At 68.0% G+C, this 20,350-nt stretch carries 24 protein-coding genes; 14 read left to right on the forward strand and 10 right to left on the reverse strand.

Annotated elements, in window-relative coordinates; genetic code table 11:
- Nucleotides 1-960: a nucleoside hydrolase gene (locus tag H5J31_RS22195; RefSeq protein WP_181774553.1), complete on the forward strand. Its 960-nt coding sequence runs from the start codon at nucleotides 1-3 to the stop codon at nucleotides 958-960.
- Nucleotides 960-2,084 (forward strand): C40 family peptidase, encoded by a 1,125-nt coding sequence (locus H5J31_RS22200; protein WP_181774554.1) that lies wholly within the window; start codon nucleotides 960-962, stop codon nucleotides 2,082-2,084. Before H5J31_RS22195 ends, H5J31_RS22200 begins: the two co-directional genes overlap by 1 nt.
- Nucleotides 2,085-2,115: 31 nt before the next feature.
- Here the strand turns inward: H5J31_RS22200 and H5J31_RS22205 are convergent, their stop codons facing one another.
- On the reverse strand, nucleotides 2,116-3,024 hold the full coding sequence (locus H5J31_RS22205) for an NAD(P)-dependent oxidoreductase (RefSeq protein ID WP_181774555.1): 909 nt from the start codon (nucleotides 3,022-3,024) through the stop codon (nucleotides 2,116-2,118).
- Between the two features lie 142 nt (nucleotides 3,025-3,166).
- The gene (locus tag H5J31_RS22210; protein ID WP_181774556.1) at nucleotides 3,167-4,021 is read right to left on the reverse strand and encodes an alpha/beta fold hydrolase; all 855 of its coding nucleotides are present in this window, start codon (nucleotides 4,019-4,021) and stop codon (nucleotides 3,167-3,169) included.
- A gap of 98 nt (nucleotides 4,022-4,119) precedes the next feature.
- Between H5J31_RS22210 and H5J31_RS22215 the strand changes: the two genes are divergently transcribed.
- Entirely contained in the window at nucleotides 4,120-4,518 is a 399-nt protein-coding gene (locus H5J31_RS22215) for a winged helix-turn-helix transcriptional regulator (RefSeq protein WP_181774557.1), read from the forward strand.
- Nucleotides 4,519-4,546: 28 nt separating this feature from the next.
- Here H5J31_RS22215 and rox read toward each other — a convergent pair whose 3' ends face one another.
- The 3 genes from rox to H5J31_RS22230 form a co-directional block, all read right to left on the reverse strand.
- Nucleotides 4,547-5,971: a rifampin monooxygenase gene (gene rox / locus H5J31_RS22220; RefSeq protein ID WP_181774558.1), complete on the reverse strand. Its 1,425-nt coding sequence runs from the start codon at nucleotides 5,969-5,971 to the stop codon at nucleotides 4,547-4,549.
- A 314-nt stretch (nucleotides 5,972-6,285) separates the two neighbouring features.
- Nucleotides 6,286-7,428, reverse strand: a complete 1,143-nt coding sequence (locus tag H5J31_RS22225) for an FAD-dependent oxidoreductase (protein ID WP_181774559.1) — start codon at nucleotides 7,426-7,428, stop codon at nucleotides 6,286-6,288.
- Between the two features lie 421 nt (nucleotides 7,429-7,849).
- Entirely contained in the window at nucleotides 7,850-8,221 is a 372-nt protein-coding gene (locus tag H5J31_RS22230; RefSeq protein WP_181774560.1) for a VOC family protein, read from the reverse strand.
- 57 nt (nucleotides 8,222-8,278) lie between these two features.
- Between H5J31_RS22230 and H5J31_RS22235 the strand changes: the two genes are divergently transcribed.
- Nucleotides 8,279-8,722, forward strand: a complete 444-nt coding sequence (locus H5J31_RS22235; RefSeq protein ID WP_181774561.1) for a MarR family winged helix-turn-helix transcriptional regulator — start codon at nucleotides 8,279-8,281, stop codon at nucleotides 8,720-8,722.
- 3 nt (nucleotides 8,723-8,725) lie between these two features.
- Here H5J31_RS22235 and H5J31_RS22240 read toward each other — a convergent pair whose 3' ends face one another.
- A complete protein-coding gene (locus tag H5J31_RS22240) occupies nucleotides 8,726-9,166 on the reverse strand; it encodes a hypothetical protein (protein WP_181774562.1) in 441 nt (146 codons plus the stop codon).
- A 128-nt stretch (nucleotides 9,167-9,294) separates the two neighbouring features.
- Between H5J31_RS22240 and H5J31_RS22245 the strand changes: the two genes are divergently transcribed.
- Genes H5J31_RS22245 through H5J31_RS22255 form a run of 3 tightly spaced genes read left to right on the forward strand, consistent with a single transcriptional unit; the run spans nucleotide 9,295 to nucleotide 10,768 of the window.
- Entirely contained in the window at nucleotides 9,295-9,756 is a 462-nt protein-coding gene (locus H5J31_RS22245; RefSeq protein ID WP_236005330.1) for a nuclear transport factor 2 family protein, read from the forward strand.
- Nucleotides 9,734-10,390: a transcriptional repressor LexA gene (gene lexA, locus H5J31_RS22250; RefSeq protein ID WP_181774563.1), complete on the forward strand. Its 657-nt coding sequence runs from the start codon at nucleotides 9,734-9,736 to the stop codon at nucleotides 10,388-10,390. Before H5J31_RS22245 ends, lexA begins: the two co-directional genes overlap by 23 nt.
- 36 nt (nucleotides 10,391-10,426) lie before the next feature.
- Nucleotides 10,427-10,768 (forward strand): VOC family protein, encoded by a 342-nt coding sequence (locus tag H5J31_RS22255; protein WP_181774564.1) that lies wholly within the window; start codon nucleotides 10,427-10,429, stop codon nucleotides 10,766-10,768.
- 2 nt (nucleotides 10,769-10,770) lie between these two features.
- Here the strand turns inward: H5J31_RS22255 and H5J31_RS22260 are convergent, their stop codons facing one another.
- A complete protein-coding gene (locus tag H5J31_RS22260) occupies nucleotides 10,771-11,118 on the reverse strand; it encodes a DoxX family protein (RefSeq protein ID WP_181774565.1) in 348 nt (115 codons plus the stop codon).
- A 135-nt stretch (nucleotides 11,119-11,253) separates the two neighbouring features.
- Here H5J31_RS22260 and H5J31_RS22265 point away from each other — a divergent pair, with 135 nt between their 5' ends.
- The 5 genes from H5J31_RS22265 (at nucleotide 11,254) to H5J31_RS22285 (ending at nucleotide 15,287) form a co-directional block, all read left to right on the forward strand.
- Nucleotides 11,254-11,862: a TetR/AcrR family transcriptional regulator gene (locus H5J31_RS22265; RefSeq protein WP_181774566.1), complete on the forward strand. Its 609-nt coding sequence runs from the start codon at nucleotides 11,254-11,256 to the stop codon at nucleotides 11,860-11,862.
- Nucleotides 11,863-11,864: 2 nt separating this feature from the next.
- Nucleotides 11,865-12,521, forward strand: coding sequence for an enoyl-CoA hydratase/isomerase family protein (locus H5J31_RS22270; protein ID WP_181774567.1), 657 nt, complete (start codon nucleotides 11,865-11,867; stop codon nucleotides 12,519-12,521).
- Nucleotides 12,522-12,538: 17 nt separating this feature from the next.
- Nucleotides 12,539-13,567, forward strand: a complete 1,029-nt coding sequence (locus H5J31_RS22275; protein WP_181774568.1) for a sigma-70 family RNA polymerase sigma factor — start codon at nucleotides 12,539-12,541, stop codon at nucleotides 13,565-13,567.
- A gap of 66 nt (nucleotides 13,568-13,633) precedes the next feature.
- Nucleotides 13,634-14,482: a DUF4436 family protein gene (locus tag H5J31_RS22280; protein ID WP_236005331.1), complete on the forward strand. Its 849-nt coding sequence runs from the start codon at nucleotides 13,634-13,636 to the stop codon at nucleotides 14,480-14,482.
- A 7-nt stretch (nucleotides 14,483-14,489) separates the two neighbouring features.
- Nucleotides 14,490-15,287, forward strand: coding sequence for an alpha/beta hydrolase (locus H5J31_RS22285; RefSeq protein WP_181774570.1), 798 nt, complete (start codon nucleotides 14,490-14,492; stop codon nucleotides 15,285-15,287).
- A gap of 1 nt (nucleotide 15,288) precedes the next feature.
- Here H5J31_RS22285 and H5J31_RS22290 read toward each other — a convergent pair whose 3' ends face one another.
- The gene (locus H5J31_RS22290; protein WP_181774571.1) at nucleotides 15,289-16,272 is read right to left on the reverse strand and encodes an acyl-CoA desaturase; all 984 of its coding nucleotides are present in this window, start codon (nucleotides 16,270-16,272) and stop codon (nucleotides 15,289-15,291) included.
- Between the two features lie 204 nt (nucleotides 16,273-16,476).
- Nucleotides 16,477-17,334: a nitroreductase/quinone reductase family protein gene (locus tag H5J31_RS22295; RefSeq protein WP_181774572.1), complete on the reverse strand. Its 858-nt coding sequence runs from the start codon at nucleotides 17,332-17,334 to the stop codon at nucleotides 16,477-16,479.
- Nucleotides 17,335-17,793: 459 nt separating this feature from the next.
- On the opposite strand from H5J31_RS22295, the gene H5J31_RS22300 reads away from it, so the two are divergent.
- On the forward strand, nucleotides 17,794-19,050 hold the full coding sequence (locus H5J31_RS22300; RefSeq protein WP_181774573.1) for an HNH endonuclease signature motif containing protein: 1,257 nt from the start codon (nucleotides 17,794-17,796) through the stop codon (nucleotides 19,048-19,050).
- Nucleotides 19,051-19,254: 204 nt separating this feature from the next.
- Nucleotides 19,255-19,782: a GNAT family N-acetyltransferase gene (locus tag H5J31_RS22305; protein ID WP_181774574.1), complete on the forward strand. Its 528-nt coding sequence runs from the start codon at nucleotides 19,255-19,257 to the stop codon at nucleotides 19,780-19,782.
- On the opposite strand, the gene H5J31_RS22310 is transcribed toward H5J31_RS22305, so the two are convergent.
- A complete protein-coding gene (locus H5J31_RS22310) occupies nucleotides 19,760-20,329 on the reverse strand; it encodes a carboxymuconolactone decarboxylase family protein (protein WP_181774575.1) in 570 nt (189 codons plus the stop codon). The genes H5J31_RS22305 and H5J31_RS22310 overlap by 23 nt on opposite strands.
- Nucleotides 20,330-20,350 lie beyond the last annotated feature (21 nt).

A 20,350-nucleotide genomic window follows, 5' to 3' on the forward strand; every position in this document is an offset into this window, starting at 1 on the left:
ATGGGCACCAAGCTGATCATCGACACCGATCCGGGGGTCGACGACGCCTTCGCGCTGGCTCTGGCCACGCAATCCGAAGACGTCGACCTGCTGGGTGTGACCACGGTGTTCGGCAACGTCCCGCTGAGCCACACCACCTCCAACGCCCGGCGCCTGCTGCAGCTTTTCGGCCGGGACGACGTCCCCGTCGCCGCCGGTGCGGCGCGGCCGCTGGTCTACGACAACGCCGAACCCGCCGGATTCGTGCACGGCCAGGACGGGCTTTCCGGCCACGCGGGGACGTTGCCCGAAGCGAAGCGCCCGCTCGACGAACGCGGCGCCGTCCGCCTGCTGGTGGATCTGCTCGAAGCCGCCGACGAACCGGTGACGATCGCCCCGATCGGCCCGCTCACGAATATCGCGCTGCTGCTGGCCGCGCATCCGGAGATCCGCGAGAAGATCGGCCGCATCGTCATCATGGGCGGCGGCGTGACCAAGGGGAACTCCACCACCGCCGCCGAATTCAACGTCTGGAGCGACCCGGAGGCCGCGCGCCGGGTGCTGGTCGACGGGGACATCCCGACCGTCCTGGTCCCGCTGGACATCACCCACCAGTGCTCGGTCGACGCCGCCTGGCTCGGCAAACTGGCCGCGTCCGGCCCGCTCGGCGCGGCGCTCGAAGCGCTCACGCCCACCTACGTCAAGCACTACAGCCCCATCCTCGGCTTCGACGGGATGGTCATGCACGACGCGGTCGCGGTGGCCGAGGCGATCCGGCCGGGCATCCTCGACACCGAGTCGTACCCGGTGGACGTCGAGTGCGGCTTCGGGCCCGCGCGCGGCGCGACACTGGTCGACAGGCGAAGGCTGCGAAGCACCGATCCGCAGGCCGTGCCGGGCCGCACCATCGACGTCGCGCTGACCACCGATGTCGACGCCTTCCGCGAGTTCGTGCTCGGCCGCGTCATCGGGGGTCTCTGATGGAACAGGAAACCTCGCGCCGCCGCAGACTTCCGGTGATCGCCGCCGCCGTCGTCGTGGCGGGCGCCGCCCTGGTCGCCGCGATCACCTTCGCGCCGAAGGGCGACGGGAAGCCGGAAGCCGCCGCCGTCCAGTCTTCGGTGCCGCCCGCGCCGCCGACGTCGTCCGCGCCCGCCGAAGTCCCGAAGGAACAGCCGAAGGTCCCACAGCAGCAGGGGCAGGAGTTCGACGCCTGGGTGTCGAAGACGAGCGGCTGGCTCGACATCCCGCTGCGCGCGATGACCGGGTACGCGAAGACGACCGTGGCGCTGAGCAAGGAAACGCCGGGCTGCCGCCTGTCCTGGGTGACGCTGGCGGCGCTCGGGAAGATCGCCTCGGACCACGGCCGCGCCACCGGCTCGGGCCTCAACGCCGACGGCGTGATGACGGTGCCGCTGGCGACGGTCGAGGTCCGCGACTTCTACAACAAGGTCGTGTCCGTCCCGAACGCGAGCGGCCCGCTGCAGCTGGCGCCGTCGGCCTGGAGCCGGTTCCAGGCTTCGGCGAGCGGCAAGAAACCGGATCCGCAGAACATCGACGACGCCACCCTGACCGCGGGCCGCGCCCTCTGCGCGGGAGGACGCGACCTCGGCCAGGGCCAGACTTGGTGGAACGCGGTGAGCACGCTGCAGCCCGCACCGCTGCTGATGCACCGCACGCTCGCGACGGTGAACGTCTACGGCACCGTCGGCCAGAGCCCGCAGGCGCCGAACGCGGCGGCGCTGAGCGCGGTCAACTTCGCCATCGACAAGATCGGCCTCCCCTACGTCTGGGGCGGCAACGGCACCGGCGGCGGCGACCCCGGATTCGACTGCTCCGGCCTGACGACGGCCGCGTACGCCAGTGCCGGCGTCAAGCTCATGCGCACCGCCCACACGCAGTACCACAGCGTGAACAAGGTGACCGATCCCCAGCTCGGCGACCTGATCTTCTACGGCGAGCCGAATACGAAGATCCACCATGTCGGGCTCTACATCGGGAACCAGCAGATGATCGACGCCCCGCAGACCGGACAGGCGGTGCAGGTGCACACCTACCGGAAGCAGGGCGACGACTACGCCGGCGCGGGCCGCCCGACGGCCTGAGCCGCTTGTGGTTTCCACGTGCACTCGATGGTCACGAGGCCGGCGTCGCCTTCTTGAAGATCTCGAACACGGCCAGATAGTTCTTTCCGCTGTAGCCCTCGGCGATCGCCCGTTCGGCGATCTCCTCCATCAGCCGCGGCTGGTCGGAGTGGACGCCTTGTTCCACGCATGTCCGGGTGATGTGCTCGAGCGCGTTCAGGTTCATTTCCATCGTGCCGAGGTCACCGGGGTAGTTGCCCTTGTCCAGGTCGGGCGCCTGCGCGGCCAGGGTCGAGTCCACCACGGAGGGCATGAACCAGCCCAGCGCGAGTTTGGTGAACTCCACCGCCGAGACGTTCGCTGAGCCGACCAGGGCGGTGGCGTGCAGGAAGCCGTTCATGGTCGCGTACATCATGTCGAGCAGTGCCGCGTTGTACAGCACCGCCAGGCTGGGATCGGCGCCGAGGTACCGCGGGTCCCCCATGCTCGCCAGCGCCACCCCGGCCTTGTCGAAGACGCCCCGCGAACCGCTGTACAGGAAGACGGACTCGGGGTGTCCGACGAGCGGCGGCGGCACCATGATCGCACCGTCGAGGTACTCCGCCCCACGCTCGGCCGCCCAGTCGAGTGCCCCGCGCGCCTCCGCCGGCGTGCCGGAGTTGAGGTTCACCAGGACGCGGCCTTTCAGGGCGTCATCGGCGGAGTCGAAGATCCCGTACGTGGTCTCGTAGTCCTTGAGGCAGATGATCGTGACAGGGCTCGCGGACACCGCGTCGGCGACGGTCTCCGCGCGGCGGGCCCCCCTGGTGACGAGATCCTCGGCTCTGCCTGGCGTGCGGTTCCACACCGTCAGAGGATGTCCCCGCTTCAGAAGCACCTCGGCGAGGGCCGTGCCCATGGGGCCGAGGCCGATGACGGTGACCGGGTTGCTGTGCGGGCTGGTTGGCTGCGGTGTCGTCATGAGCGCCACGTTAAAGTCTCACATCCATGTGAGAGTCAACTCGGAGAGGTGTGATGATCGGCACGGGCGTGTCGGAACCAGGGATTGGCCCCGACATGCTTCCCGACCTGTATCGCGAACGTGAACGGACACTGCCCGGCCATTACCGGTCGGCCGCGAGGAAGGGCGTCAGCAGGCGGAGCAGTTCCTGGGGCCGGTCCAGCGGAATGATGTGGCCGCAATCCTCGATGAAGTGACCGGTGAGGTCGTCGGCGACGGGGCGCAACTGCCGTTCCAGCGCGCGGCCGACCGGATGGGCGCCGATCGCCATGGCAGGCATGGTGAGCCGGCCATCTGCCACGGCTTCGCCGATCTGACGCGCGGTCGTCGGCATGGCGCGGTAGTAGGAGAAGGCGCAGCGCAGGGCGTCGTGTCCGGTGTAGGCGCTGACGAAGGCGTCGCGGATCTCTTGCGATACACCGCGACCGCGGGTGCCCGCGGCGAGGAACCAGTCGAGGTACTCCGCCTCGTGTCCGATCAGGACCGTTTCGCCCAGACCGGGCACGGAGTGGAAACCGAACCACCACGGTGGGCCGCCGGCGAGGAAGTCCTCGGCGCCGGGCAGGGAACCCAGCAGCGACTCCATCACGACGAGTCGACGCACCAGCTCCGGCCGCCGCAGGGCGAGCAGGAAGGCGACCGGGGTGCCGGCGTCGATGGCGACCACGGCCGCGGAGGGTGCGCCGAGGGCGTCGAGGATGCCTTCGGCGTCGGTGGCCAGCGTGCCCGCGTCGTAGCCCTCCGCCGCACGGGTGCCGGCGCCGAGCCCGCGCAGATCCGGGGCGATGACCCGGTGGTGCTCGGCCAGTGGGCCGATGATCTCGGTCCACACCCGCCAGGTGTGCGGAAAGCCGTGCAGCAGCAGGACCGCCGGCCCTGAGCCGGCGACGGCCACGTTGGCTTCGATGCCGTTGGTGACGATCCGCCGCAGCGCGATGTCGGGTGTTGTGGCGGGCAAGACGCCTCCAAGGTGGTTACCATCGGTTACTTGGAAACGCTAGGTAACTTCGCTGGTGCTGCCAAGACGGCACTTTCCCCACAGGTGGTGAGCTCCAGGTGACCTCCCGACCGGCGCGCGGTGACTTGTTCGATCCGCGGTGCCCGACCCGCCGGCTGCTGGACCGCATCGGTACGAAGTGGACGTCGATGGTGGTCAAGGTCCTCGCGGAGGCGGCCCCGCACGAGGTGCGGTTCGCCGAACTGCGCCGGCGGATTCCCGGCGTCTCACAGAAAATGCTGTCGGTGACCTTGCACAGCCTGGTCCGCGACGGCCTCGCCGTCCGCCGGGTGGAGCCCACCGTGCCGCCTCGCGTGCACTACCGGCTCACCGATCTGGGCCTGTCGCTCGAGGTCCCGCTGGCGGCGCTCCGCGGATGGGCCGAGGAACATATGGCCCGGATCGACCACGCCAACGCGATCAGCGACGCCCGAACCGATTCCGCGGGCAGCGGATGACCGGTCACCCGCTGCCCGCGCCGCCGAATCAGCCGAACCAGCGGGAAAGCCGGTCGTCCAGGCTCCGCTGGTCGTCACCGATCCACGCGACATGGCCGTCGGGCCGGAGCAGGACGCCCGGGACATCCAGTGCGGCGGTGGGGTCCCCGAGATAGTCGACCCGGTCCGCCCAGCCGCCGACGGTCAGGCGTTCGGTCCGGTCCAGCAACAGGCCACGGCCGCGGTGAAGCAAGCCGTAGAGCCGCCCCTGCTCGACGTCGATGTCGCGCAGACGCCGGCCGAGCAGGTCCGGGCCTTCGCCGAAGTCGTAGCGGATGTCGATCGCGGTGATCTTCTCGATCAGACGGCGGTTCACGTCGTCGAAGGCCATCAGTTCGGTGAGCAGCCTCCGCACGGCTTGCGGGCCCGGCTCGGCGGACGAGAGCTCCATCTGGGCGCGGGTGTTGTCCAGCACGCTCTCGGCGACCGGATGCCGTTCGGACTGGTAGGTGTCCAGCAGCTTTTCCGGTGCCCAGCCGCGGATCTGTGCGGCGAGTTTCCAGCCGAGGTTGAAGGCGTCCTGGACGCCCAGGTTGAGCCCCTGCCCGCCGAGCGGCGGATGGATATGCGCCGAGTCGCCCGCCAGCAGCACCCGTCCGACCCGATACCGCTCGGCCAGCCGGGTCGCGTCCCCGAAGCGGGACAACCAGCGTGGGGAGTGCACGCCGAAATCGGTTCCGGCGATGGTGCGCAGCTCTCGCTTGAAATCGTCGAGGGTGGGCGGCTCCGCGCGATCGCCGACTCCAGCCGCGGGAACCACGACGCTGTAGACCTTCTCGCCGACGGGCCTGAGCCAGAACGACCTGTGGGTCCCGCCGAGTTCGGCCATCTTGGCGGCGATCTCCTCCCGCGACACCCCCACTTCCATCTCGCCCATCAGCGTCTCGTTCCGCGAGGGCTCGCCGGGGAAGCCGACGCCGAGCAGTTTGCGCACCGTACTGCGCGCGCCGTCACAGCCGACGAAATAGCGCGTACGCAGCTTTTCGCCATCGGCCAGCTCGACGGTCACACCCTCGTCGTCCTGCTCGAAACCGGTCACCGCGACACCGCGACGAACCTCCGCGCCCAGCTGGACGACATGCTCCTCGAGGAGCTGGACGATGACCGGCTGCGGGATGCCCAGCAGATAGGCGTGCGCGGTGTCGAGATCCTGGGGCGCCGGTTGGGGGATGGCGGCGAAGAATCCGCCCGCCGGACGCTTTCTGCCGTGTTCGAGAACGCGATCCAGCAATCCGCGCATCGCCATCAGTTCGAGGCTGCGCACATGCAGGCCGACGATACGGGCGAACGAGACAGGCTCGGTTTCCTTCTCCAGCACGAGTACTCGTACATCGTGCAGCCGCAGTTCGGCGGCCAGCATCGCGCCGGTCGGGCCGCAGCCGGCGATGATCACGTCGAATTTCGGGGATTCCACAGGTGTTGCCTTTCGGGAGTGCCTTGATGGCGTGGCGCTCCCGGCGACAACTACGTCAATCGCCCGGCCGTGACTGAAGGGGGAGCACCCACATCGCTACAGCGTTCATGGGTCTCACCTCCTCGGGCGGTGTCACGGTCAACCGCAAGCTACAAGCTCGGGCGGCAGCACGTCCACTCCTTTCCGCCGAAGTGATCACTTCGGCGGAAAGGAGGGCCGGGCTTCGGGTCAGAGAAATTCCGCGTATGAAGGTGAGACCTTTCAGCGCTCGTGGTTCCTGGGATCCCGGCCAGCACAAAGGGCGGCCCCGGTCGCTATTTCCGCTCGCCCGCTTCGAACAGGTCGGCCAGTTGCCGAGGGACGTCGTCGCCGAACAGACTCTCGAGAAGGAACTCGTCGTCGGCGGGCGTTTCCCAGCGGACGAACATCGCCTGCTCGTATTCGACGAGGGCGGCCTCGACGTCGCCGGGATGCGCGGCGAGGGCCTTGCCGAGCTCCGCGCCGTCCAGCATGGCCAGGTTGGCGCCTTCCCCGTTCGGGGCGCCGAGGTGGGCGGCGTCGCCGACGAGGGTCGTCCCCGGCACTCGTTCCCACCGCTCGACCGGCAGGGCGTAGAAGGGACGGTGGATCGGCGCGATGTCGGTTTCGGTGATCAGCGCGGTGAGTTCCGGTGCCCAGCCGCCGAATTCGCGCGCGATCCGCGCGGTGGCCGCTGCGGTGTCGGTGAAGTCGATGGCCGCGAACCATTCCAGCGGTTCGGTGACCTCCACGTAGGAGTGCAGGGTGCCGCCCCGTTCGCGGTGCGCGTTGATGCCCTTGCCCGGGGTGGAGCCGTTCCCGAACATCGACCCCCCGCCGACGGCCTTCGCCGCGGCGACGTGCCGGGTGTCGGAGTCGTACAGATAGGTCTCGACGATGGACGTACCGGTGTATCCAGGGGTGCCGGAGGTGAGCAGCGGCCGGATCCGTGACCACGCGCCGTCGGCGCCGACCAGGAGATCGGTGACGACGGTGGTGCCGTCCGCGAACGTCACCTCGTGGCGTCCGTCGTCGAGCGTCCTGGCGCCGACGGCCCGGCGGCCCCACCGGACGGTCCCGTCCGGGAGCGAGTCGAGCAGCATCCGCCGCAGCTCGCCGCGGTACACCTCGGGACGGCCACCCGTGCCGTCGTCGCCTTTCTCGAACAGGACGGTCCCGTCCGCGCTGAGGACCCGCAGCGCCTGATGTCCTTCCAGGATGAGGCCGCGGAACTCCTCCATCAGGTCGGCCGCGTCGAGGGCGAGCTGCCCGTTGTAGTCGTGGATGTCGAGCAGCCCGCCCTGCGCCCGCGCCATCGGCGAGGACTCGCCCTCGTAGACCGCGGCAGGGATTCCGTGGACGTGCAGCACGCGGGCGAGGACGAGACCGCCGAGGCCGGCGCCGACGATGGTGACCGGGGTGTGCGATTGGAATGTCATTCCATGATGGTGTCGGCGGCCGCTGGCAGACGTCGCACACCGCACTGGCACCGACCTGAGACGCCCTGTCAGCCGAAGTACGCGACCGCGTCGGACCAGGCTTCCCCGGTTTCGGCGAACGCGACCCACGAGCAGGCCGGTGGCTCCGCGCAGCCACGGTTCGTGGGCGACGTCGAACACGAACGGGGATCGTCATGACAGCCTGGTACTTCTCGGCTGTCCATAAAGGACGCATTCGGGGGTGGCCGCCCGGCCGCGTGGCGGGTGTTGCGAAAGTGCCTTTCGCAACACCGGAGAGCGGTTGGGCGAGCGGGTCGTGGGTGGTAAGTCGCGTGAGAACGACACTTGCCACCCACGAACTCACCGGTCCGTTCAGGTCCTGCGCCGTGGGTCCCGTGCTGCCCTGGCAGGCGAGTGACTCTCAGGCCTTGTCGTGGACGGTGACCGCGTAACCATCCGGGTCACTGAAGGCGAACGTGCGGCCGAAAGGCCCGTCGAACGGCTCCGTGAGGATGGTGACGTCCGCGGCGGCCAACCGGTCGTGCAGCGCCTGGGCGTCGTCGGCGTGCAGCCACAACGCCACCCCCGCGCCCGGCCCCGGCGAGATGGCGTCCAGATCCATGCCGGGCAAGGGTTCCCGGACCGCGAACGGGATCGGCTCGGTGCCGAACACCACCGCGTGGGGCGGGGAAACGGGCAGCCTGCGCAGGCCGAGGTGGGTCTCGTAGAACCCGGCCGCCCGGTCGAGGTCGCGGACCTGCAGCGAAAGGAAATCGAGTCCGGTCACGGTCATGTCGTCCTCCAAGTATGTCAACGTGCTGACATCTCGAAGGTATGTCATGATGCTGACATGAGTCAAGGCGAGACGGTCGGACCGTTGAATCGATCGGTCGGGTACGCGCTGAAACGAGCGGCGACGGCACTGCGCGTGGCCATGGAGACCGCGCTGCGGCCCCTCGATCTCACCGTCCCGCAGTACTCCTGCCTGGAAGTGCTCTCTCAACGACCGGGCCTGTCGAACGCGGAACTGGCGCGGGCGGTCTTCGTCACCCGGCAGTCGATGAACCTGGTGCTGCGCGGGTTGCAGGACCGCGGACTGGTCACCCGCCCGGCGACCGCACCCCAGGGCCGCGCCCTCCCCAGCACGCTGACCCCCGCCGGACGCGCCCAGCTCCAGACCGCCAGCGGCCTGGTGCGAACGGTCGAAAACCGGATGCTGGCGCCGTTTTCGGCGGCCCAGCAGGACAGGCTGCTCCACGATCTGGCCGCCTGCGTCGACGCGGTCACCGAATAGGACTCAGGACCTCGTGTTCACCAGCGTCTCCGGTTTGAAGCCGTACACGGCGCCGTCCTTGACGAGCACGTGCCATTCGCCGCAGACCTTGTCGGTCCGGCTTTCCTGACCTTGCGGCCACCATTCGGCGGCCAGCGTCGCCGGCTGTGTCGAGGCCGCTCCGGGCACGCAGTTCGCGGGCAGATCCCCGCCGGTGAACCGCAGGATCCGTTCCGAACCCGTCGTCCGGATGACCTCGGTGACCGAAGTCGCCCGGTCCGACACCCAGTCCGGCAGCCGGACGTCCTGATCCCGTTTGCCTTCCGCGCCGGTCGCGTAGGCGACCGTCTTGACGTGGCCGTTCGCCTTCTCGGTCAGGCCTTCTTTGAGACCGCAGCCGGTCATCGTGACCGCCGCCGTCGCGGCGATGACCGCCACCGTCGTGATTCTCCTGCTGGTGTTCATACGATCGAGTCAACCGTCCGGAAGGCGTCGCGGGATCGGCCTTTCGGTCGCGGCGCGAAACCATCCGGCCGATCTCCACGACGGATAACCGCCAGCGCTCACGGGAAACTCACTCCAAAGTGGTCGGCATGTCCCCCACGATCGACGCCCTGTCCGTACTCAAAGGCATGTACGCGGCCGAAGCCGAGTACCTCGCCGCGGGCGGCCCGGGAGAGGCGTCCTTCGCGCCGCTCGCGCCGTTCTTCTCCCCCGACGTCGTCCTGCATCAGGCGGATTCCTTGCCCTACGGCGGAATCTGGCGTGGGCACGAAGACATGGAGCGCTTCTTCGTCGCCATGAGCGACGCCTGGGACGTCTTCGACATGCTGGAGCAGAGCTTCCTGAGCGTGACGAGCCCGCTGGTGGTCCTGACCCGGGTGCACGTCCGGTCCCGGGCCACCGGCCGCGAACTGGACTTCCCGATCCTGCAGACGATCACGGTCGAAGACGGGCGCATCACCGAGGTGCGGCCCTTCTACTGGGACACCGCGGCGATCGCGGCCGCCTGCACGAACTACCATTCCGATGATGACCGCCTACCACGATCTTGACGTGTTCGAGGAAGCCGCTTCCCTGCCGGATCGCCAGCAGCGGATCCTGGCGACGATCCGCGATTGGGTCGTCGAGCACGGATACTCGCCGAGTACGCGCGAGATCGGCGAAGCGGTCGGCCTGCGGTCGACGTCGTCGGTGTCGAAGCATCTGGCGGCCTTGGAGGAGAAGGGTTTCCTCCGCCGCAGCAGTTCGGTCTCCCGGCCCATCGACGTACGCGCGTTCCTGCACGGCACGGCGTCGCGGGAATCCACAGAGGACTCCGTGCCGGTACCCGTCGTCGGTGACATCGCCGCGGGAACGCCGATCTCGGCGGTCGAGCACGTCGACGACGTGATGACCCTGCCGCGTGAACTCACCGGCCGCGGCAACGTCTTCGGACTGCGGGTCCGCGGTGACTCGATGATCGACGCGGCGATCTGCGACGGCGACATCGTCGTGGTGAAGCAGCAGAACGAGGCGCATTCGGGCCAGATCGTCGCCGCGATGATCGACGAAGAGGCGACGGTCAAGGTGTACCGGCGCCGCGACGGGCACGTGTACCTCGAACCGCGCAACCCCGCCTACGACGTCATCGACGGCGATCGCGCGGCCGTGCTCGGCGTCGTGGTCTCGGTGCTGCGCAGCGTCTGACGGTTCTTGTCGGTGGGCCGGGGTAGGTTCCGGCCCATGTACGAAATCGACTTCGTCGAGTTCCCGTCGAGTTCGGCCGCGGACTCGAGCAAGTTCTTCGAAAAGGCCTTCGGGTGGTCGGCGACGCCGTACGGCCCGGCGTATTCCGACGTCCAGAGCGGCGGCACGGTCTCGTTCGGCTTCCAGCAGGACGCGGCGCAGCAGACCGCCGCGCCGCTGGTGACGATCCGCACCGACGACCTCGAGCGGGCGAGGGGGTCCGTCGAGGCCGCGGGCGGTGTCGTCACGGTCGAGCCGTTCTCCTTCCCCGGCGGACGCCGGTTCCACTTCCGCGAGCCCGGCGGTGCCGAACTCGCGGTGTGGCGCCCGGACGCCTGACATCAGGCGGCGAAGTAGAGCACCAGGGAGGCGGCGACGGGAGCCATGTACATCAGCGGGAACGCGACGTGCGACGGCCAGTGCGCGCGGAGCACGGTGATCACGGCGCCGGCGAAGTAGAGCACCAGGCCGATCCCGGCCGCGACCCCCAGCACGGGGATCCAGAGGCCGGCGATCAGGCCGATCGCGCCCGCGGCCTTGGCGACCCCGAGCGGGTTCCACCAGGAGCGAGGAACGCTGTAGTCGGCCAGCGGCTGCACGACCCACTTGGCGCGAGTGAAGATCGAGACGGCCGAGAAAGCGGCCATCAGGGCTCCGACGATGGTGACGATGACGTAAGCGGTCGACATTCCGGTTTCTCCTTCGGTTCTTGGTGGTACGCCGGGTTGACCCCGCCCGCCTGAACGATGTGACAGCTCCGCACGTGAACCGGGTCACAGGGTCCACCTCGGTTTTGGAGCAAGCGCTCTGTTACTCTCGGCGCCATGGCCCGGCCCCGCGTCCACGACCTCGAAAGGCTGCTCGACGTTGCCGAGCGCCTCGTCGTCGACGTCGGCCCGCGAGGCGTCACCGTCCGGTCCCTCGCGGTCGCCGCGGGCGTCCCCAACGGCACGATCTACCACGCCTTCGGCTCGCTCGGCGCGCTCCTGGCCCGTGTCTGGCTGCGCGCCGCGACCGACTTCCTCGCCTTTCAGACGGAACTCACCGACCAAGAGGAAGATCCGGTCGAAGCCACGGTGGCCGCGGCCGACGCGCCCGCCGCGTTCGCCGGGCGAAGGCCGGCCGCGGCCCGGCTGCTCCTCACCGTCAAGAAGGAACAACTACTCGGCCCGCAGGTCCCCGACGACCTCGCCGGCGCCCTCCTCGCACTCGACAAACGCCTGGTCGCGCTGCTGATCCGGCTCGCCGCGAGACTTTGGGACCGACACGACGCCCAGGCTGTGGAAGTGCTCACGACCTGCGTGGTAGACCTGCCGACGGCCTTGTTCCGCCGCGCTCTCACCGTGGGTGAACCGATCTCCGAAGACTCACGTGTACGGCTCGCGACAGCGGTCCGCGCCGTACTCCTGCTCCCGCCCTCACGAAAGGACTGACAATGCCGACTCTGCGCTACGACGCGCCGGTGTTCCTGCTGGACCTCGGAGAAGACGAAAACCGCTTCTCACCCTCGTGGCTGAAGACCGTCCATTCACTGCTGGACACCGTCGTCGCGCATCCGGATCCGGCCGTACTGGTCACCGTCGGCGCCGGGAAGTTCTACTCGAACGGCCTCGACCTCGAATGGCTCACCAGCAACCCCGCCCAGGCCGCGGAGTACGTCGGCGAAGTCCACGAACTGCTGGCCCGCATGCTCACCCTCGGCGTGCACACGGTCGCCGCGGTCAACGGGCACGCCTTCGGCGCCGGGGCGATGCTCGCGATGGCGCACGACTTCCGGGTGATGCGCGCCGACCGCGGGTACTTCTGCTTCCCCGAGGCCGACATCAACATCCCGTTCACGCCGGGGATGGCCGCGGTGATCCAGGGCAAGCTCACCCCGGCCGCCGCGATGGCCTCGATGACCACAGGACGCCGATTCGGCGGCACGGACGCGCGGGATCTGGGGCTGGTGGACGCCGTCGCCGAGAAATCCGCACTGATCGAGTACGCCGCCGACCTCGTCCGCCCGCTCGCCGGAAAGGACCGCGGCACGCTGTCCGCGATCAAGACGACGATGTTCACCCCCGCCGTCACCGCACTTCGCGCCAAGTAAGGGCACAATCATCGACTGTGAGCGAAGATATTTTGCGAGCCGAGGACCCCGACGTCGCCGAAGCCCGCAACGGGGATGACGCGGCGTTCAATCGCCTGGTCGAGCCGCTGCGCCGCGAGTTGCACGCCCACTGCTACCGCATGCTGGGCTCGACCCACGACGCCGACGACGCCTTGCAGGACGCGCTGCTGAGGGCCTGGCGGGGGCTGGAGCGTTTCGAGGGTCGTAGCTCGATGCGCACCTGGCTCTACACCGTCGCGACCCGCACCTGTCTCGACACCGCGGCCGCCCGCGGCAAACGCGCCCTGCCGATCGACCTCGGCCCGTCGAGTGAGCGCGCCGTGCTGGAACACGCCCCGGTGACCGAGGTCGCCTGGCTAGGCCCGTATCCGGACGCCGGCCTCGGCCAGCGTCCGGCCGGACCCGACACCCGGTACGAACAACGCGAGGCCGTCGAGCTGGCGTTCGTCGCCGCGTTGCAGCATCTGCCGGGCAACCAGCGCGCGGCGCTGCTGCTCTTCGACGTCCTCGGCTTCTCCGCCGCCGAGATCGCGTCCACAATGGACACGTCGGTGGCGGCGGTGAACAGCGCGCTGCAACGCGCACGGGCGATCGTGGCCGAGAAGGTCCCGTCGCCGAGCCAACAGCAGACGCTGCGGAAGCTCGAAGACGCGCGGATCCGCGAGATCGCCGCGGACTTCGCCTCGGCCCTGGACCGCGGCGACGCGGACGCGCTCGTGGCGTTGCTGACCGAAGACGTCACCTGGTCCATGCCGCCGCTCACGCACTGGTACCGCGGCATCGAGGCGGTCGCCGACTTCGCCGTCGAGGTCCCGATCGGCCGGTGCCCGAGCTGGCGCAACGAGATCATCACCGCCAACGGCCAGCCGGCCGTCGCCTGTTACGTCGGCGAATCGGCCGACGCGGTGCATCACGCCTGGTCGATCAACGTGCTGTCGCTGCGCGACGAGCAGATCTCCGAGATCACCTCGTTCCTCGACCCCGAGCTGTTCGAGCGGTTCGGTCTCCCGCCCACGAAACCCTGATCGGTGCTTCACTCCTCCGCATGACAACGGCGGTCTGACCGGCGGCGGGCTGCCACGATGGCCGCCATGCGAAAGATCGATCCGGTGTTCAAGGCCATCGCCACCGTGCTGACCGTGGCGATCGCGGCCGGGCTCGGGCTGTGGCTGCACGCAGCCGACCGGACCGCCGGTGACACCGGGCATTGGGTCGGCACGCACGACCCGGACCGGATCGAGGTCACCGCGTCCGTGCTCAAGGTCGACGCGGCCGCGCGGGAGGCCGTGCTGCGTGTGCTGGTCATCCCGCTGGGCAGGTACGGCGAGGACGACGGTGTCGCCCCGTCCGGGGAACTGCGGCTGCTGAACTCGTCCAGCCTCCGCGGCGACCACGTCTTCCCCGCGCACCAGCGGATCTCCAGTCTCGACCTGCCGATCGCGCTGACCGGCGGCGCCGTCACCGACTACCCCTTCGACGGCTACGAGGCCCGGATCGAGTTCGCCGCCCTCCACAACGGGGAACTCGCCCCGGTGCTGTTCACCCTGGACAAAGTGGACAGTCTGTTCTCCTTCTCCGTCAAGGACTATCGCGCCACCGACGGTCAGGGCGGACTCGACGTCCGGTTCGGCCGCTCCACCAGTGTGCTGGTCTTCGCCGTCTTCATGATGATCACCATGTGGGGCCTCGCCATCGCCGTGTTCTTCGGCACGCGGCACCTCGTCACGCGGCGGCGCGGCCTGGTCTGGCCGTCGTTCGGGTTCATGGCGGCGACGCTGTTCGCGCTCGCCGGATTCCGGAACCTGGCGCCCGGTTCGCCACCGATCGGCTCGTTACTGGACTACACGGCGTTCCTGTGGGCGGAAGTCGTCATCGCGCTGTGCGTCGTCGTCGCGGTCGTGACCGGTGCGATCACCGAACACGGCAAGAAGGACGCATGATGGAGGGATGCGCGGGAAGGTGTTGATCGGACTGACGGTGGCCGTCATCCTCGTCGGTGTGGTCTTCGGTGGCGCGTTCGCCTTCCAGCGCAAGCTGATCTACCTCCCCGAAGGAGGTCCGCTGCCGAACGCCGCCGAGGTCCTGCCCGGCGGACGGGACGTCACCCTCACCACGTCGGACGGCCTGAGCATCGCGAGCTGGTACTTCCCGGCCGCCGACGCGAAAGCGGCCGTGCTCGTCGCGCCGGGCAACGCGGGAAACCGCTCGTATCGCGTCCCGCTCGCCCGTGCGCTGACCGCACGCGGACTTTCGGTGCTGCTGCTCGACTATCGCGGCTACGGTGGCAATCCCGGCGACCCGTCCGAGGACGGGCTGAAGCTGGATGCCCTCGCCGCGCACGAGTTCCTGCTGCGCGAGGCGCCGGTTCCGCAGGTGTACTTCGGGGAAAGCCTCGGCTCGGCGGTCGTCACCGCACTGGCCCTCGAACGTCCACCGTCCGCGCTCGTCCTGCGCTCGCCGTTCGTCGATCTCGCGTCGGTCGGGCAACGGCACTACCCGTTCCTGCCGGTCCGCTGGCTGCTGAGGGACGAGTTCCCGACCCGGGACAACGTCGCGCGGGTGAAGGCGCCTGTGTCCGTCGTCTACGGCTCCGCGGACTCGATCGTCCCGGCCGAGCAAAGCCGAGAGGTGGCGAAGGCGTCCGGTGCCACGACGGTCGAAGTCGCCGGGGCCGATCACAACGACCCGGCGTTCTCCGACGGTAGTGAGCTGGTCGACGCCATCGTGCGCGGCGCCGTCCGCTGACTCAGGTTCGCGTGCTCCGATGCGGTGACAGGGAGTGCCCGGGGTTGAGTTTGCGGCCGAGGCGGTCGGCCTTCGGCCAACGGACATCCGTGGCCCAACCCGCCTTCTCGAACAACCAGATCAACCGCGCCGACATATCGATCTGACCGCGACGGACACCATGCCGAGCACCCGTGGGATCAGCATGGTGGGAGTTGTGCCAGGACTCGCCCATCGACGCGATAGCGAGCGGCCAAAAATTCGCCGACTTGTCGCGGGCAGCGAACGGACGGTCACCGATCATGTGACACAACGAGTTCACCGACCACGTCACGTGATGCAGGAGCGCGACACGGACCAGACTCGCCCAGAAGAACGCCGTCACCGCACCCCACCACGACAACGTGATCACACCGCCGAGCACGGCGGGCGCGAGCAGCGTGACGACGGTGAGCAGCGGGAACATCCGATCGATACGGGCAAGATCACGGTCGGCGAGCAGGTCCGGGGCGAACCGCTGCGCGTTCGTCTTCTCCCGATCGAAGAGCCAACCCATGTGGGCGTGCCAGAAACCACGGGCCAACGCGGCCGGGCTGGTACCGAACCGCCACGGGGAGTGAGGGTCGCCGTCACGGTCGGAGAACGCGTGGTGGCGGCGGTGGTCAGCCACCCAGCCGATCACCGGGCCCTGCATCGCCATACTCCCGGTGACCGCCAACGCGATCCGCAGGGCGCGGTTGGCCTTGAAGGAGCCGTGGGTGAAGTAACGATGGAAACCCACCGTCACACCGAGGCCGGTGAGGAAGTAGAAGCCGGCACCGATGGCGATGTCCACCCACCCCAGACCCCACCCCCACGCGAACGGGACAGCAGCGGCCAACGCCAGCAACGGCACCACCGCGAACAACTTCACCAGCAGGTTTTCAGTGCGGGACTGCTCCCCGGACAACATCGGCTGCGGAGTCTGCCGTTCTTCGGTGTCCGGGGTTCTTAGAACTGAGGTCATGTCACCGTTTCTTGTCGATGGCCAGAGCTGGTTTCAGCTTCTGTCACGACGCGGCGCACGAAGGCGACGCCCGCGACGAATTCTGCGCGAGCGTGCTTGGACAACACGACACCCAAAACGTTGGACCATCTCGTACAACGACGGGTGGCGGCCGAAAGTTCCGGCGGGTGCCCCGGCGGCGAAAGCCAGGGCACCCGTCCCCGGTCAGCCCGGCGCCGGTGCGGTCACGTTGAGTGCCGCCACGACGGTTTTCTCCTCATAGGCGAAATGTGCTTCGAGCTCGTCCGCGAGTGCGCCGAAGTCGTCGCGCAGCCGGACCGGATCACTCTCGCCGTGGACGTACCCCTCGACGAGCTCACGGATCCGCTTCTGCAACGCCGCGACGACGACGTGGTCCTCCCCGAGCTTCGTCAACGCCGGCGCGAGCGCGGGAAACCGTTGCGCCAGCATCGGAAACGCCCCTCTGTCTTCGCCGGTATGATGCTTGGTCAGCGCTTCGCAGAACGAAACACAGTGTGCGCGCAGGGATTTCTCCATGGTGAGCGAATCCGCGCGACCGGCCACGATGTCGTCGACCCCCTTGCGCAGTGTCTTGAGTTCGTCGCGCAGCCACTCGTGGACCTCCACCAGGAAGTCCCCCATCCCCCGCACCCGGTCGTCGAGGCGATGCAGGATCACGACGGGCAGCTCCCGCGTCGTTTTCGCCTGATACTCGGCGAATCCCGGGTCCTTCGCGACGACCTTCGCGAACAGTGCGTCCCGCTCCGCACCAGACGGAATGGCCGCGACCGCCTCGTAGGTCTCGGTGCCGGTCTCGATCGTCACCCGCTGGTCGTGCCGGATGTTGTGGTACCACCCCGGATGCCCGGAGGCCCCCATATTCGAGGCGACGACGACGGTCTTGCCGTCGATTTCGAGGTACCCCAACGGATTCGTGCGCCGCTTGCCACTCTTGGCACCGGCGGTGGTGAGCAGGATCAACTCCCACCCCTCGAACATTCCGCCGAGCTTTCCCTTGTTCTGCCTGAATTCCTCGACAACCTGATCGTTGAAGCCGGTCAATGCTTTCCTTTCCCGTCGCGTTTTCAGCAGTCGAACAGTCGACAGGAGGGCGGAACCATCACCGGAAAAGGGCATGAAGACAGCACCCCGAGCCTTTGGCGCTTATGCTTCGACGTGCGCACCACAAAGAGGCGTCATCCCACTGACGAGGGGATGCGGAATGCGAGAGACGGTCTGCGCCGATCTCCGGTGGCTGAAGTAGCCGCTACCTCCATGCGTAGGCCCATACGGGGCTCAGGAACGACGTTAGCACAAGGGCCGCCGGCCGCGCACCTCCCTCTTTCGTCACCTACGACCATCTCGCCGACGCGCTTCGCAGACTTAATACGCGAAGCGACCTTCGACGGGCGTAGCACGGCTTAAAGCTTTGACTTTGCATCATTTTGACCCTGTCGGGTTATTTCGTGTCATAAATATTTTACTAGCACAGGTGTTCGACTGTCGGGTATCGTTGATGTCGTGGCCAGCGAAAACAGTCCCCCGTCGGCGTGCACCGAGTGGTGGCGTGTCGATACCGCGACGCTGCATGCCCGCAAACAGGAAATCGAAGTCCTGAAACGCCGGTTGGACGCGGAGCAGTACGCGATCTTCGCGGAACTCAACACGCGCGGAATCCGCGGTTGTTATGGGCATTCGACGTTGATGGGCCTGATCCTGCAGGACTTCCACGTGTCGGAGAAGGAAGCCTCAGCCCGCGCCGATCGCGCTCTTGCCCTGCATCCCGGCGTAGCTCTCGGTGGCGACATCGTGCCCCCGCTGGCACCGTTGACCGCCGACGCCGCCGCCGAAGGCGCGATCGGTGGCAGCCAGATCGACGCGATCATCGGCGCCCTGGCCCAGGTCCCCTCGTTCGTGCCTGAGGAGGATGTGCGGGCGGGGGAGAAGATCCTGGTCGATCTGGCTCGTCGTGCTGGGCCGAAGGAGATCGTCAAGGCTGGGCGTCGGATGCTGGACACGATGGACCCCGACGGTAAAGAGCCTCGTAACGAGGATCCGAAGGACGCTCGGCCTGAGTTGCGGTTCATCAAGCACCGGGACGGCACCCTCGGGTTCGCCGGAACCCTCGACCTGGAGATCTACGCACGGTTGAAGTCCGACCTCGATCCTTTGGCGAAGCCGCACAAGGCCGTGGACGGCGTCCGGGACCCTCGTACCCAGGGTGAACGCTATGGGGATGCGTTCTCCGACTATGTGCGGATGAAGACCGCCAGCCCCGACATCCCCAGCCAAGCCGGGGAGTCGACCCAGATCCTGGTCACCATGGCCTACGACGACCTCATGAACGAAGTCGGCGACGGCCTCCTGGATTTGGTCGGCCCCATCTCCGCCACCGATGTGCGAATCCTCGCGTGTGATGCCCGGATCCGGCCCGTCGTGCTCTCCGGTGCCGGGCAACCGCTTGATGTGGGCCGCTCCAGCCGGTCGACCACCACACCGCAGAAACACGCGTTGAAGATCCGCGACGGTGGGTGCGCGTTCCCCGGCTGCGACATGCCCGTGCAACGCTGCACCGCACACCACATCGTTTTCTGGCGCCATCGCGGCGAGACGAAGATCGACAACCTGGTGCTGCTCTGCACCAAACACCACCGGCTGATCCACAAAAGCGAATGGAAAGTCCAGCTCGCCCAAGACGGACTCCCGGAATTCATCGCACCCACCTACCTCGACCCCACCGGCACACCGAGACGCAACACCATGCACCTCCGGGTATAGGCCGACAACCTGACTTCACCACCTACTAGGACTGGTCGTGGCACGCCCCAGCTCTCATGCCCGCACGCCGTTGCCCGGCAACGTCAGCCGCCCTACCCCTGTACCGACTCAGCTCCAGGCGGGGTCGTGAGTGATAAAGGGGGTTAGAACGACACTTATCACTCACGACCCACCCGCCGACCCGCTCTCCGGCATCATCGAGCCATGCCGATCATCACCGGTCCCGAGCCGCTCACCTCGGACACCGTCATCCGCCCGGCCGAGCCCGGCGAAGAGGACACGATGCTGGACCTCCTCGCCGAGGCCGCCGCGTGGCTGGCCGGACGCGGAATCCAGCAGTGGCCGCGGCGTTTCCCCACGGAATCCGTTCGGCGCCCGATAGAAGCAGGCGAAGCGCTACTGATCACCAGGAACGACAAGCCGATCGCGACCTGCGTGGTCGCCGAAGCGGATCCGGTGTTCTGGGGCATCAATCCGGAATCGGCCTACTACCTCGGCCGTCTCGCGGTGGCACGCGAAGCCGCGGGGATCGGGCGGCTGATCGTCGACTGGGTCGGTGAGAGGGCAGCGGAAGCGGGTAAATCCTTCATCCGTCTGGCGACGGCAAGCGACAATCCGACGTTGCGTGGCTTCTACGAACGCGCGGGGTTCGAGCATGTGGCCGATCCGCCCGCGGCGAAATGGCCCACCAGCCTCTACCAGAAGAAGGCTAAGCAGGACGGCCGAAGTTGACCGCGTCCCGGACCAAGGGCGGCGTCTTCGCGACGAGTTCCCGGTCGGGCCGGACGCCGAGCGCGTCGTTCACCGTGGAGAAGGCCAGACGGAACGCGATCAAGGTGGTCGCCTCGAAGATCTCGCGATCACTGAAGCCTGCCGTACGTAAACCATCCACATTGGACTTCGAGGTGGCGTTGGGGTCGCCGACGACCACGCGGCTCCACTGGGCGAGGGCGGCCTCGCGTGCGGAAAGATCCGCCTCCTGGCCTTGGATCACTTTCGCGGCGGTGTGGTCGTCGGTCAGGCCGGCCAGTTTGGTCCCCCAGGCCAAGGCGCAGTAGGAGTCACCGCGTGCGGCGGCGGTCGCGGCGACGACGGTCGCGACTTCTCGGGCGGTGAGCGTCGAGTCGGCGAGCAGGCCGGCGCGCAACTCCTGGAACGAGGTCAGCACATCCGGTCGCCACGACCAGAGCCTGGTCAGGTTGTAGACGTAGCCATCCGATTCGAGGTCGTCGTCGTAGGCGGCGGTTCGCGCCGGCTCGGCGAGGAATGAGGGCTCCATGGTCGCCAGTATGCTCTCGGC

Source organism: Amycolatopsis pittospori, assembly GCF_013870525.1.
Taxonomy (GTDB): Bacteria; Actinomycetota; Actinomycetes; order Mycobacteriales; family Pseudonocardiaceae; genus Amycolatopsis; species Amycolatopsis pittospori.

Coding starts and splice junctions, on each gene's coding strand:
- H5J31_RS22195 (WP_181774553.1), top strand. CDS start 1: ATGGGCACCAAGCTGATCATCGACACCGATCCGGGGGTCGACGACGCC.
- H5J31_RS22200 (WP_181774554.1), top strand. CDS start 960: ATGGAACAGGAAACCTCGCGCCGCCGCAGACTTCCGGTGATCGCCGCC.
- H5J31_RS22205 (WP_181774555.1), bottom strand. CDS start 3,024: ATGACGACACCGCAGCCAACCAGCCCGCACAGCAACCCGGTCACCGTC.
- H5J31_RS22225 (WP_181774559.1), bottom strand. CDS start 7,428: ATGACATTCCAATCGCACACCCCGGTCACCATCGTCGGCGCCGGCCTC.
- H5J31_RS22230 (WP_181774560.1), bottom strand. CDS start 8,221: ATGACCGTGACCGGACTCGATTTCCTTTCGCTGCAGGTCCGCGACCTC.
- H5J31_RS22235 (WP_181774561.1), top strand. CDS start 8,279: ATGAGTCAAGGCGAGACGGTCGGACCGTTGAATCGATCGGTCGGGTAC.
- H5J31_RS22240 (WP_181774562.1), bottom strand. CDS start 9,166: ATGAACACCAGCAGGAGAATCACGACGGTGGCGGTCATCGCCGCGACG.
- H5J31_RS22245 (WP_236005330.1), top strand. CDS start 9,295: ATGTCCCCCACGATCGACGCCCTGTCCGTACTCAAAGGCATGTACGCG.
- lexA (WP_181774563.1), top strand. CDS start 9,734: ATGACCGCCTACCACGATCTTGACGTGTTCGAGGAAGCCGCTTCCCTG.
- H5J31_RS22255 (WP_181774564.1), top strand. CDS start 10,427: ATGTACGAAATCGACTTCGTCGAGTTCCCGTCGAGTTCGGCCGCGGAC.
- H5J31_RS22260 (WP_181774565.1), bottom strand. CDS start 11,118: ATGTCGACCGCTTACGTCATCGTCACCATCGTCGGAGCCCTGATGGCC.
- H5J31_RS22265 (WP_181774566.1), top strand. CDS start 11,254: ATGGCCCGGCCCCGCGTCCACGACCTCGAAAGGCTGCTCGACGTTGCC.
- H5J31_RS22270 (WP_181774567.1), top strand. CDS start 11,865: ATGCCGACTCTGCGCTACGACGCGCCGGTGTTCCTGCTGGACCTCGGA.
- H5J31_RS22280 (WP_236005331.1), top strand. CDS start 13,634: ATGCGAAAGATCGATCCGGTGTTCAAGGCCATCGCCACCGTGCTGACC.
- H5J31_RS22285 (WP_181774570.1), top strand. CDS start 14,490: ATGCGCGGGAAGGTGTTGATCGGACTGACGGTGGCCGTCATCCTCGTC.
- H5J31_RS22290 (WP_181774571.1), bottom strand. CDS start 16,272: ATGACCTCAGTTCTAAGAACCCCGGACACCGAAGAACGGCAGACTCCG.
- H5J31_RS22305 (WP_181774574.1), top strand. CDS start 19,255: ATGCCGATCATCACCGGTCCCGAGCCGCTCACCTCGGACACCGTCATC.
- H5J31_RS22310 (WP_181774575.1), bottom strand. CDS start 20,329: ATGGAGCCCTCATTCCTCGCCGAGCCGGCGCGAACCGCCGCCTACGAC.